The organism is Bradyrhizobium sp. SMVTL-02, from assembly GCF_051853005.1.
Lineage (GTDB): Bacteria > Pseudomonadota > Alphaproteobacteria > Rhizobiales > Xanthobacteraceae > Bradyrhizobium.
Genome location: NZ_CP182469.1, coordinates 5,507,621 through 5,520,174 on the forward strand (window position 1 = coordinate 5,507,621; position 12,554 = coordinate 5,520,174).

Below are 12,554 nucleotides of genomic sequence, written 5' to 3' on the forward strand. Positions count from 1 at the left end.
CCAGTCCAGCGCGCGATGCCTGCCGATGCGCCCTCTCCCCTTCTGGGAGAGGGCATCTTCGCCATCAGCCACACCCTCACTCGGGTGAGGGGTCCTCTCTCCGCACCGTCAGTGCGGAGACAACCCCTCACCCGCCTTCGCTTCGCGAAGCCACCCTCTCCCACAAGGGGAGAGGGGAAGAGCGCGCCGGAATTTTCAGCGAGCATCACTGCATGAACACAGCCTTCCTCGTTCAGCTCCTGGTCAACGGCCTCGTGGTCGGCACGCTCTATGGCGTGGTCGCGATGTCGTTCGTGCTGATCTACAAAGCGACGCAGGTCGTCAATTTCGCGCAAGGTGAGTTGCTGCTGGTCGGCGCCTGGGTGTGCTGGGCGCTGCTCGCCAAATACCAGGTGCCGTTCTGGATCGGCATGCCGATCACGCTGGTGTTCATGTTCGTGTTCGGCATCGCGGTGCAGGTCCTGATCCTGCGGCCGATGATCGGCGAGCCCATCATCTCGGTGATCATGGTGACAATCGGCCTCTCAACCGTGCTCCAGGCCACGCTGAAATGGATGTTCGGCGTCAACCCGCAACCGTTCCCGCGCGTGTTCGAGAGCCAGTCGGTCAGCCTGTTCGGCCTCCAGATCCAGACCGTCTATGTCATGAGTCTCATCGTCTCGGTCGCGATGATGATCGGCATGGCCTGGTTCTTCCGCGCCTCGAAATACGGCCTCGCGATGCGCGCCACCGCATTCAACCAGCAGGTCGCGCAGTCGCTCGGCATCTCCGTCAAAAGCGTGTTCGCGATGGCCTGGGCCATCTCGGCCACGGTGTCGGCCGTCGCAGGGGTCGTCGTCGCCGTGGTGAACGGTGTCTCATCGGGCCTCGCCGCCTACGGCATAAAAGTGTTCCCGGCGGCGATCCTCGGCGGGCTCGATTCGGTCGGCGGCGCCGTGCTCGGCGGCATCATCATCGGGCTGCTCGAGAACGTCGCCCAATATGTCGACAGCCAGTATCTTCACTGGGGCAATCTCTACGAGATCGCGCCGTTCTACGTCCTCATCATCGTGCTGATGATCAAACCCTATGGCCTGTTCGGCACCCACGACATCGAGCGGATCTGACCCATGGCCGGCCCTGCCCTCATCCCCGCTGGTGACTTCCGCACCTCGTACGCCGCGGACACCACGATCTTCCCGACCACCACCAGCCGCAACTTCGCGATCGCGGGCGTGCTGCTGCTGTGCCTCGCGCCGCAATTCTTCAGCGGCTATTGGCTCAGCATCCTGATCCAGATCGGCATTTTCTCGATCGCCGCGCTCGGCCTGAACATCCTCGTCGGCTTCACCGGCCAGATCTCGATCGGGCACGCCGCCTTCTTCCTGCTCGGCGCCTTCACCTCCGCCTACATCTCCAACAACGCACCGATCCCGGTGTTCTTCGCGATTCCGCTCGCGGGCGTGGTCACCGCGATGGTCGGGCTGATCTTCGGCATCCCGGCGGCGCGGCTGAAGGGCCTCTATCTCGTCATCGCGACGCTGGCCGCGCAATACATCCTGCTCGACTTCTTCTCGCGCGCCGAATGGTTCTCCGGCGGCTCGGTGCCGGCAAGCGCCGAGCCGTTCTCGATCTTGGGCTACACGCTGCGCGGCGACAGGCAGTATTTCTACGTCGTGCTGGCCTATGTGCTGGCGAGCTACATTCTCGTCACCAATTTGATGCGCACGCGCGACGGCCGCGCGCTGGTGGCGATCCGCGACCACTATCTCTCCGCCGAGATCATGGGCATCAACCTCACCAAGTACCGCACCCTGTCGTTTGGGCTGGCTGCCTTCTTCGCCGGCATCGCCGGCGCGCTCTACGCCCACTACCAGCTCGTGGTCTCGCAGGAGGGTTTCGGCATCGAGCGCTCGATCCTGTTCCTGGCCATGATCATCATCGGCGGCACCGGCTCCATCATGGGCACGCTGATGGGCACCGCCTTCGTGGTGCTGCTGCCTGAATCGATGGAGTTCGTCAGCCTCTATCTGAAGGGCGGCGCGATCGACAAGGCGCTGTCGCTCAACAACAACATCACCTTCCTGCGCGAGATCGCGATCGGGGTGATCATCATCGCATTCCTGATGTTCGAGCCCGACGGGCTGGCGCATCGCTGGCGGCAGATCAAGGCGTACTGGAAACTCTACCCGTTCTCACATTGAGTCGGGAAATCTCACTCAAACAATAACAGGAGGAACCGACCCATGAAGGCAAAATCCCTTTTGAGCACCGCATCGCTCGCGATCGCGGTCGCAGCCTTTTCGGCGAGCGCGCAGGCACAGATCGCGATCGGGCACCTTGCCGATTATTCCGGCGGCACCTCCGACGTCGGCACGCCCTACGGCCAGGCCGTCGCCGACACCTTCGCCTGGGTCAACAAGAACGGGGGCGTCGGCGGCAAGCAGCTCAATGTCGACACCAACGATTACGGCTACCAGGTGCCGCGCGCGATCGCGCTGTACAAGAAATGGTCGGCGCCGGACAGCAAGGTCGCCGCGATCATGGGCTGGGGCACCGCCGATACCGAGGCACTGACGGGGTTCCTCGCCCAGGACAAGATCCCGGATCTCTCCGGCTCCTACGCCGCCGCCCTGACCGATCCCGAAGGTGTCAGCGGCAAGGCCAAGCCCGCGCCCTACAATTTCTTCTACGGCCCGAGCTATTCGGACTCGCTGCGCGCGATGCTGATCTGGGCGGCCGAGGACTGGAAGGCCAAGGGCAAGTCCGGCAAGCCGAAGTTCGTGCACATGGGCGCCAACCATCCCTATCCGAACGCGCCGAAGGCCGCGGGTGAAGCGATGGCGCAGGAGCTCGGCTTCGAGGTGCTGCCGCCGCTGGTGTTCGCGCTGACGCCGGGCGACTACAGCGCGCAGTGCCTCAGCCTGAAATCGTCGGGCGCCAATTACGCCTATCTCGGCAACACCGCGGCCTCCAACATCTCGGTGATGAAGGCGTGCAAGACCGCTGGCGTCGAGATCCAGTTCCTCGGCAATGTCTGGGGCATGGACGAGAACGCCGCCAAGACGGCCGGAGATTCCGCCAACGGCGTGATCTTCCCCTTGCGCACCGCGGTAAGCTGGGGCGGCGATGCGCCCGGCATGAAGACGGTGATGGAGATCTCCAAGATGTCCGACCCGAGCGGCAAGGTCTATCGCCCGGTGCACTACATCGCCGCGGTCTGCTCGGCGCTGTACATGAAGGAGGCGCTCGACTGGGCCGCCAAGAACGGCGGCGCTACCGGCGAGAACGTCGCCAAGGGCTTCTACCAGAAGAAGGACTGGGTGCCGGCAGGCATGGAAGGCGTCTGCAATCCCTCGACCTGGACCGACAAGGACCATCGCGGCACGCTGAAGGTCGACCTCTACCGCACCAAGGTGTCAGGCGCGACCGACGGCGAGCTCAACGACCTCATGGCCAAGGGCACGATCAAGCTCGAGAAGGTCAAGACCGTCGAGCTGCCGCGCAAGCCGGAGCTGCTGGGATGGTGAGGCCGACTTTAACCACACGAACACTGTCATCCCCTGCCTTGCGCGCAATGCGCACTGGAGCGGGGGATACAGTACACCGAGGCTTCTCCGGGAATCTCAGGCGCCTCTGGAATACTGGGTCGTCCGGTCAAGCCGGGCGACGACAGCGGAGTAACAAAGCATGAGCGATACCGCAGACGCCGTTCGCCCCTCCCCGAGCATCGTGCCCGCACCGCCCCTCCTCGGCGTCCGCAACATCGAGGTCGTCTATGACGACGTGATCCTGGTGCTGCGTGGCCTCAGCCTCGACGTGCCCAAGGGCGCGATCGTGGCGCTGCTGGGGGCCAACGGCGCCGGCAAATCGACCACGCTGAAGGCGATCTCCGGGCTGCTCAAGACCGAGGACGGCGAGGTCACGCGCGGCGAAATCCTGTTCGAAGGCGAGCGCATCAACGGCATCGATCCCGACAAGATCGTCCGCCGCGGCATCTTCCAGGTGATGGAGGGCCGGCGCATCGTCGCCGACATGACGTCGCTGGAGAACCTCAAGCTCGGCGCCTTCACCCGCAGGGACGGCGAGGTCGATGCCGATCTCGACATGGTCTTCAACTATTTCCCGCGCCTGAAGGAACGCACCGGCCTTGCCGGCTATCTCTCCGGCGGCGAGCAGCAGATGCTCGCGATCGGCCGCGCGCTGATGGCACGACCTAAGATGATCTTGATGGACGAGCCGTCGATGGGCCTGTCGCCGCTGCTGGTGAAGGAGGTGTTTTCCATCATCCAGAAGATCAACCGCGACCTCGGGGTCACCATCCTCCTGGTCGAGCAGAACGCGCGCGCCGCGCTGTCGGTGGCGAGCCACGGCTACATCATGGAACAGGGCAAGGTCGTGCTCGACGGCACCGCCGACGAGCTGCGCGACAACGAGGACGTCAAGGAGTTCTACCTCGGCGGCGCCGGCGACCAGCGCAAGAGCTTTAAGAACCTCAAGAGCTTCAAGCGGCGCAAGCGTTGGCTGTAGCGTTTTCAAGCGAAGTGGGAACGGTCGCGTGAAGAAAACGCGTCAAAACAAGACAGCTCTAACCTTCCAAAACCTGCTCCGCTTCCGTGACTGCACAGAGAACATGATAGAACGACGACGCAGGAATGGTGTCGACCAGCGATTTGCCGTCGCGATCGAACTGGTCGTACCAGCCGCCCTTGACGGGATGGCTGAGATAATGCCGTTCAAGCCGCACCAGCGACGCGCGCGCTTCCGCCGCCGCGCCCGCCTCGCCGGACTCCGCCTGCGCGATCCACGCTTTGGCGATCTCGGTCTGCGGCCACAGCCGGCGCGTGCTGCGGCGGATGTTGCCGCTCGCGTCGCCCTCGTCGATCAGGCAGCCCGTCGCCTCGTCGCGATAGCGCAGCGCAGTCGTCAGCAGCTCCGCGCGCCGCTGCCCGGTCGGACACCCCGTGATGCGCTCAAATCCCTTCAGCAGCCAGACCCATTCCGCCTGATGGCCCGGCTCGACGCTGACCGGCTCGATCTTCGACCAGTCCTCCTCGAAATACTCCGACAACACGTGCTTCTCCTTGTCGTAGAGGTTGGCGAGGAACAGCGCGAAGAACTCGCCGGCACGGTTCTGGAACGCCAAGTCGTGGGTCGCGTCGAAGCACGCGATCAGCGCTTCGAACAGATGCATGTGCGGGTTCTGCCGACGCGGCAGCGAGACCGGCAGGCCTTCGTGGACGCCGCCGTGCGGCGAGCGCAGATGGCCGTCGAGAAAGGCGAGCAGCGTATCGATCTCGGCGCGCACCTGCGCATCCTTGTCGAGCGCGTAGACAGTCGCGAGCGCAAACAGGATGAACGCGTGGTCATAGGCATCGCGCCGGCCGTCCAGCACGGCGCCCTCCGGCGTCAGCCGGTGCACATAGCCGGGCCTGCCGTCGGGTGCCTTGGCCTTGGCCAGCAGGTGCTCCAGCCCCTTCAGCGCGATGGCGCGACCTTCCGGATACCAGCCCATCTGTGCCGCCTTGGCGTAGCAGTAGATCTGGCGCGCCTGCACGAACACCCGCCGCGGCGCGGCGGCATCCGCCGTGCCGTCCCGATGCAGCCGGTCGATGAAGCCGCCCGCTTGATGATCCCAGCCGAGGGTCGACCACAGCGGCATCGCATCCTCGATCATGCGGCGCTTCAGGCGCGCGACGACGCCAGCCGTCTCCTCCGCCGCCCTGATCGCTTCCTCCGCCATCTCTCACCCTCCACGTCCCGACAATGGCCGTCTGATACCCATGCCAGCGGCGGCGTGCAACGGATGCCACCCGGGAAAGATCAGCCATGACCGCCCATTACGACGCCCTCGAGACGCGCGAGCAGGCTTCGCGCGAGGCCGACTTGTTTTCGCGCCTGCCCGGCGTGCTGCGCAGCGCGATGACGGCACCCGCCTATGCCGAGCGGCTGAAGGGCGTGAATCCGGACGCCGTGACCACGCGAGCGGCGCTAGCGCGCCTGCCGGTGCTGCGCAAGTCGGAACTGCCGGCCCTGCACAAGGCCGCCGCGCCCTTCGGCGGCTTTGTGGCGGCGGCACCAGGCTCGTTCGCACGGCTTTTCACCTCCCCGGGGCCGATCTTCGAGCCGGAGGGACGGCAGGCTGATCCGTGGCGTGGCGCACGGGCGCTGTTCGCGGCCGGGTTCCGGGACGGTGATATCGTGCTCAACACCTTCAGCTACCATCTCACCCCCGGCGGCTTCATTTTCGACTCGTCCGCACGCGCACTCGGTTGCGCGGTGATTCCCGCGGGTCCCGGCAATGCCGAGCAGCAATTCGAGTTGATCGAAGCCTATCGTCCCGTCGGCTACAGCGGCACGCCGGACTTTTTGAAGATCCTGCTCGACGCGGCCGCAACCGCGGGCCGCGACGTCTCCTCGATCAAGCGCGCGCTTGTCTCGGGCGCGGCCTTCCCGCCCTCGCTCCAGGCCGAGATCAAGGCGCGCGGCATCGACGCCTACCAGGCCTTCGGCACCGCCGATCTCGGCCTCATCGCCTTCGAGACCGAGGCGCGTGAAGGCATGGTCGTGAACGAGGACCTGATCATGGAGATCGTCAAGCCCGGCACCGGCGATCCCGTGGCCCCGGGCGACGTCGGCGAGATCGTCGTCACCTCGCTCGACCCGCACCATCCCTGGATCCGGCTTGCGCTCGGCGACCTCACCTCCGCGCTGCCGGGCACCAGCCCCTGCGGTCGCACCAACATGCGCATCAGGGGCTGGATGGGCCGCGCCGACCAGACCACCAAGGTCAAGGGCATGTTCGTCCGTCCCGAGCAGGTCGCCGAGATCGGCAAGCGCCATCCCGCGCTCGGCCGCCTGCGCCTCGTCGTCACGCGCCAGGGCGAAACCGACGTGATGACGCTGAAAGCGGAAACTGCGGCAGCAAGCGAGGCTTTGCGCGAGGAGATTGCGGGCACCTTACGGGCGGTGACGAAGCTCGGCGGCGCGATCGAGCTGGTCGGCCACGGCGCGTTGCCGAACGACGGCAAGGTGATCGCGGACGAGCGCTAGCCCTCGTATCCCTGCTTACAGGGAATTCTGCAGGGAAAACACACGCACGAGCCAGGCCATCGAGTGAAACATTGCCAAAAAGTGCCTTTAAAATAGGGGATCCGGGCCGCGAAGCGTCAAGCCCGGATCAGGGAAATTTCGGCAGCGACCAGGGAATATCTGCGCACCGAACACGGAAGCTATAGTCGTCCATGTCTCGCACACTGCTCCTATGATCCGTTCTGTGCCGCAACAGCGGAATGAGGCGGCGCCCGATAGGTGCCTCATCGTTGCGTTCTGCGCTCCGCTCGAGCATCGAAATAGATGACGACTGCGAATGTAGCGCCCACTGCCACGACGCCAATACAGCCTGTGATCAACAAACCCGTAGCTTGATCAGTATTTCTGCCGTCATCTGGAAGGGCAATTCACGATTGATTAGCGCCTGAGGTAAACCGGCCGTGATCGATATTGGCCGATCGAGGCTGGGGCGACCCCGCACGTGGAACGGCATCCCGCGGCCGCCCCGACGAGTTCGCATCCTGGACTGGCGACCAACATGGTCGTCGGTTCTTATCAAACGGACGCTTATCCGATCCGTGGTCCGTAGTAGCCCGGTGCTCCAGACTCCTAGCCTAGGTCCACGGATCCGCTAAGGTTGATGGGCAAGCATTGCCGGGGGGAGCTACATTGATGCGCGCGTACCCACAATGGGGACGGATTGGAATGGTGCGGCTCGACGGACAATGCGATCCGCACAAGTGCGCAGCGCTCGCCGCAAATTCCGAGCTGCGTCAGGAGGATCGCGCGCCGCCGAGCCGTCTGCTGAGTGACGCGCAATTCGCCGAACTCAGGGCGCATCTGCCGCCGTTAGCCGGCCGCGACGCCGAGTGCCGAGCCTGGCTCGACCGCATCCGCGAGGTCGTACGGCAAGATAGCCTGCAAATGGCGCAGCAACCTAGCCGACGCGAGGTGCACGCCGGGTTGGCCGCGCTGCAGCAGCTTGTGCGCGATTTCCTGGAGCGCGTGGCAGTCCTGGGATCGCTGCCGGATTGGCAGGTCGAACAAGCGTCAATGGCACCCGACGGGCCGCTCAACGTCTTCTGCGCGATGCCCACGGCGCTCTATCACTTCGCGCGCTGCGCCCGGCATCAAGCCGAATGCAGCAGCGGGCTTGACGCGCATCTGGTCGCCTTCGCGGCGGCAGCGGTCGATCTGGCGGACGGTTTAAAATGGGCCGACGTCGTGTCGCAGGGCAAAGCCTCCGACGCGCTGCCACAAACCGGCGACTACGCGGTGCGCAGTTGGGCCGATGTCGTTCGGATCGCGCAACGACTGGATGTCGCGCTCGGCGCCGCCCTCAAGACTAGCAAGAGGTGCGGCGGCCCGGTGCCCAAGCGGATCATGGTCCAGGCCGTCGTGTGGCTCGCCAAGCTGTGGGAATATTATGGCGGCGAATTCACCCACAATCCCTACGTCGGAACCCGCTATGACGGCGAGCCACAAACACCTGCAGGTCACTTTGTGGTCAAATTCTTAGGGACGTGCGATTCTGGCCTTTTCGCGACGGCGGTCAGCCAATTCATCGCGCAAGCCGTCGCATCAAGAAACCGTCGCCGCCGGCAATTGTCGGGCGTAACGTCTTCCTAATAGCCGGCTGGCCCGCCCTGCCCCTTCAATTGGACATCGTCCATTGAGGGAGACAGCAGGTGCGCAACAATCCGCCGACGAATGGGTATACGCTTCGGCATGACCTCACGCCGACCTTGGTACCTATCAAGGAACTAAAGCCGCTCGGGCGCGAGACCCGCCGGCATCCCAAGAGCCAGATCGAGAAAATAGCGGCGAGCTTGCGGGAGTTCGGTTTCGTTCTTCCCGTTGTCGTTGACACCCTGCGCCAGGTCGTAGCTGGCTGGGCACTGGTGCTGGCAGCCCAGCTGCTCGGTCTGGATCAAGTGCCTGCGTTGACCATTGTCGATCTCAGCCAGGTGCAGCTACGGACTCTGAAGCTTACACTCAACCGGCTGGCCGAAGAAGCCAGTTGGGATGTCCAGGCCTTACGCCTTGAATTGACCGAGCTTCTGACCCTCGACCCCCACCTCGACCTGCAACTGACCGGGTTTTCGACCGGTGAACTCGACGTTGCGATTTCGGATTCAGAGGATTTGGAAGACGAGGTGCCTTCACCTGAGGCAGGGGCCTTGGTCACCTGGCCGGGCGATCTCTGGAACTTGGGGGAGCATCGTCTCGCCTGCGCCGATGCGCGGCAGGCGGCGAGCTATGGACGGCTGATGGAAGGTGCGCAGGCGCGCATGATTTTTGCCGATCCACCCTACAACGTCCCGATCCCTGGCCACGCGTCGGGCCTCGGCAAAATCAAGCACGCCGACTTTGCGATGGCATCGGGCGAAATGTCGAGCGTCGAGTTCGAGGCGTTCTTGGCCGAAGTCTGCACGCGGGTCTGCGACCACGCAGTCGAGGGCTCGCTACACTACATATGCATGGACTGGCGCGGTATGGGTCACCTGCTCAACGCCACCGGCCCCATCTATGACGAACAACTCAATTTGTGCGTTTGGAACAAACCGCGCCCGGGCATGGGGAGCTTCTACCGGTCCAAACATGAGCTCGTTTTCATCTTCAAGAAGGGCCGTGCGCCCCACCTCAACAATGTTCAGCTCGGCCGGCATGGCCGCAACCGCTGCAACGTGTGGGACTACCAAAACTCTTGGGCGCGGTCGCCGAAATCCAAGCTCGAGCTGCATCCGACCGTCAAGCCGGTCGGACTCGTGGCCGACGCGATCCGCGATTGCACCAACGAGCATGACATCGTGCTCGACCCGTTTGGCGGCGCCGGCACCACGCTCATCGCAGCGGAGCGGACCCGCCGCCGGGCGCGGCTGATCGAAATCGATCCCGCCTACGCCGATGTCACGATCCGCCGCTGGCAGCATCTGACCGGCAAGGTGGCGATTCACGCCGAGACCGGCGAGCCGTTCGGCCAGACCCGCACCGCTAACCCGGAGCGCGCCGGTGGCTAAGAAATCGGACCCCGGCATTGGCTATGGCAAACCTCCACTTCATAGCCGGTTCAAAAAAGGGCAGTCCGGCAACCCCCGTGGTCGTCCGAAAGGAAGTCTGAACTTCGCCACGGACCTGAAAAGAACGCTTCAGGCACCCGTCACGCTGAGCGACGGGGGGAAGTCACGACGTGTCACCACGCAAGAAGCCGCGCTGCTTCGCTTGCGGGAAAAGGCGCTCAAGGGCGACGTCAAGGCACTCGATCGTTTGCTCTCCTATGCGATGGCGGTGAGCGCCGACGCCGCGGAGCAGACCACGAAGGGCCCGTCTGCCGACGATGAGGCAATCCTTGATGCATTTCGCGCACAGCTTCTGGCCGAAGCCAACGGCGAGGAAGGTGGTGGCTCATGAAAGACGTTGTCGCCGCGCTGATCCGACGCGAGCTGCGCTTCTTCATCCAAAAGGCCTTCTACACGGTGTTCCCAGGCTCCACCTATCTGCACAACTGGCACATCGACGCAGTCGTCTATCAGCTGCTGCGTCTGGGATCAGGTGGAGGCGGCCGCCTCCACATCAACCAGCCGCCGCGTTCCCTGAAATCGCTGTCCATCTCGGTCGCCTACCCGGCCTGGCTGCTGGGCCACGATCCCACCCGCCGCGTCATCGTGGTCAGCTATTCCAACGATCTTGCCGCCGAGTTGCATCGGCAGTTCCGAATGGTGATCGATTCCGCTTGGTACCAAAATTTGTTTCCTGCCGTGCGCGTGGCAAAGGACACGGGGTCGGAGCTGGTGACCACGGCCGGAGGGAGCCGATACGCCACGTCCGTGGGCGGGACGCTGACCGGGCGTGGCGCCGACCTGATCATCGTCGACGATCCGCTGAAAGCGGAGGACGCGATGTCGGAGCCGGCGCGCAAGCGTGTGATCGATTGGTATGGCGGCACGCTCGTCTCTCGGCTCAACGATAAAGCGACAGGCCAGATCATTGTCGTCATGCAACGTCTGCATGAGGACGATCTGGCAGGTCATCTGCTGCAAACGGGCGAGTGGCACCATCTCGATCTTCCCGCCATCGCGGTCGAAGATGCTGAAATTCCGGTCGGGGCCAATCGATCCGTTCGGCGACACGTCGGCGATGTGCTGCATGCCGCACGCGAAGAGAGGGCAGTGCTCGACCGGATCAAGACCGAGATCGGCAGCCTGCAGTTCTCGGCGCAATACCAGCAACGGCCCATTCCAACCGAGGGAAACCTGATCAAGCGGGAATGGTTTCGCTTCTATGATCAGCTGCCGAGCGGCGGTGCAGCCGACGCTGTCGTCCAGAGCTGGGATACCGCCATGATGACCGGCAGCGCCAACGACTGGTCGGTCTGCACCACCTGGTGGATCAAGAAAAACGACTTCTACCTGGTTGATCTCTATCGCGGACGCCAACAATATCCCGATCTGCGGCGCTCCGTGACAGCGCTGGCAGCAAAATACCAGGCGGAAGCGATTTTGATCGAGGACGCCGGCCCCGGCATGATGATGTTGCAGGATCTGCAACACGATACGCCGAACGGCATGCCGCGCCCGATTGGCATCAAGCCGCTAGGCAGCAAGGTCGATCGAATGGCTGCGCAATCCTTCCGGATCGAAGCCGGGCAGGTTCACCTGCCGGCAAATGCACCATGGCTCGATGCCTATTTGCTGGAGTTGCTCGCGTTTCCGCAGGGCAAACACGACGATCAGGTCGACAGCACGTCGCAATTTCTGAAATGGGCGAGCAGCCGTGCCATGTTCGACGAGACCGGACTCAACATCATTTCGGTCGGCCGAGGGGACTACGATTATGGGTTTCCATAGCCGGCGGTCCCAGTTCGAGCGGGCGAGTTTCTCCAAAACAAAGCCAATAGCGCGTCGCGAATTCAGCCTTGCCCTGACGACCGAAGCGCGCGCTTCTGTTTCGCCAGAGCGGCCCGCTCGTAGCGCTCAAGGCCCTTAAGTCGCTTCACCTTTGCTGCGACGAGGCAATCCGACAGATCGGCCAACATCGCTTGGCGGATCCGTCGCACGCGCCAGAGCTCGCACTTGGCCTGCGCAACGGCGGCTGCGGTATGCGATCCGATCTCGCGCCCGAGGCCCGAGCCAATTGCGACCATCAGCGGCGCGAACGCTGGGTCGTCCTGTTTGCAGGTGCTGGCGAGTCCATGGCGCAAGGCGTTGTGGCTAGACTTGGCCTTGCCGCGCACCGTTTTTGGCCCGGTGCTGCGCTTCGCATTGCTGCGATTGGCTTCGATTTGTCGATGTGACGCCATGTCCGAAGTCCTTGGCCGTCGCTCGTAGCGACACCCCAAAAACTCGCTCCAAGATCTTGGAACTTCAAGATTTTTCTAGCCAAAAAGAGCAACAAACTTGCTGCAAAAGGACTGGCATTCTGCGGCAAAAGGAGCGTTACTGAATAGACCGGGCGCAACCGATGGCCCCGGTATCTCACCCCGCAGGTGCGGGGCCTTTGCTGGTGCGGCGGCAGGCCGCGTC

Annotated in this window: 11 protein-coding genes; 9 read left to right on the plus strand and 2 right to left on the minus strand. The window is 63.7% G+C overall.

The window, feature by feature from the left end:
- The first annotated feature begins 212 nt into the window (after positions 1-212).
- The 4 genes from ACNJYB_RS26295 (at position 213) to ACNJYB_RS26310 (ending at position 4,509) form a co-directional block, all read left to right on the plus strand.
- On the plus strand, positions 213-1,106 hold the full coding sequence (locus tag ACNJYB_RS26295; protein WP_439369383.1) for a branched-chain amino acid ABC transporter permease: 894 nt from the start codon (positions 213-215) through the stop codon (positions 1,104-1,106).
- A gap of 3 nt (positions 1,107-1,109) precedes the next feature.
- Positions 1,110-2,183, plus strand: a complete 1,074-nt coding sequence (locus tag ACNJYB_RS26300) for a branched-chain amino acid ABC transporter permease (protein ID WP_439369384.1) — start codon at positions 1,110-1,112, stop codon at positions 2,181-2,183.
- 42 nt (positions 2,184-2,225) lie between these two features.
- On the plus strand, positions 2,226-3,509 hold the full coding sequence (locus ACNJYB_RS26305; RefSeq protein ID WP_439369385.1) for an ABC transporter substrate-binding protein: 1,284 nt from the start codon (positions 2,226-2,228) through the stop codon (positions 3,507-3,509).
- A gap of 160 nt (positions 3,510-3,669) precedes the next feature.
- Positions 3,670-4,509 carry an ABC transporter ATP-binding protein gene (locus ACNJYB_RS26310; protein ID WP_439369387.1) on the plus strand — a complete coding sequence of 280 codons (840 nt, stop codon included), beginning with the start codon at positions 3,670-3,672 and terminating at the stop codon, positions 4,507-4,509.
- A gap of 58 nt (positions 4,510-4,567) precedes the next feature.
- On the opposite strand, the gene ACNJYB_RS26315 is transcribed toward ACNJYB_RS26310, so the two are convergent.
- Positions 4,568-5,722 carry an AGE family epimerase/isomerase gene (locus ACNJYB_RS26315; RefSeq protein WP_439369389.1) on the minus strand — a complete coding sequence of 385 codons (1,155 nt, stop codon included), beginning with the start codon at positions 5,720-5,722 and terminating at the stop codon, positions 4,568-4,570.
- 86 nt (positions 5,723-5,808) lie between these two features.
- Between ACNJYB_RS26315 and ACNJYB_RS26320 the strand changes: the two genes are divergently transcribed.
- The 5 genes from ACNJYB_RS26320 (at position 5,809) to terL (ending at position 11,879) form a co-directional block, all read left to right on the plus strand.
- On the plus strand, positions 5,809-7,032 hold the full coding sequence (locus ACNJYB_RS26320; RefSeq protein WP_439369390.1) for a phenylacetate--CoA ligase family protein: 1,224 nt from the start codon (positions 5,809-5,811) through the stop codon (positions 7,030-7,032).
- A gap of 705 nt (positions 7,033-7,737) precedes the next feature.
- Complete coding sequence (locus ACNJYB_RS26325) at positions 7,738-8,661, plus strand: hypothetical protein (protein WP_439369392.1); 924 nt, start codon at positions 7,738-7,740, stop codon at positions 8,659-8,661.
- A gap of 59 nt (positions 8,662-8,720) precedes the next feature.
- On the plus strand, positions 8,721-10,052 hold the full coding sequence (locus tag ACNJYB_RS26330; protein ID WP_439369394.1) for a site-specific DNA-methyltransferase: 1,332 nt from the start codon (positions 8,721-8,723) through the stop codon (positions 10,050-10,052).
- Positions 10,045-10,443: a DUF5681 domain-containing protein gene (locus ACNJYB_RS26335; RefSeq protein ID WP_439369395.1), complete on the plus strand. Its 399-nt coding sequence runs from the start codon at positions 10,045-10,047 to the stop codon at positions 10,441-10,443. Before ACNJYB_RS26330 ends, ACNJYB_RS26335 begins: the two co-directional genes overlap by 8 nt.
- Positions 10,440-11,879, plus strand: coding sequence for a phage terminase large subunit (gene terL / locus ACNJYB_RS26340; RefSeq protein ID WP_439369396.1), 1,440 nt, complete (start codon positions 10,440-10,442; stop codon positions 11,877-11,879). Before ACNJYB_RS26335 ends, terL begins: the two co-directional genes overlap by 4 nt.
- Positions 11,880-11,941: 62 nt before the next feature.
- Here the strand turns inward: terL and ACNJYB_RS26345 are convergent, their stop codons facing one another.
- Positions 11,942-12,331, minus strand: coding sequence for a hypothetical protein (locus tag ACNJYB_RS26345; RefSeq protein ID WP_439369398.1), 390 nt, complete (start codon positions 12,329-12,331; stop codon positions 11,942-11,944).
- Positions 12,332-12,554 lie beyond the last annotated feature (223 nt).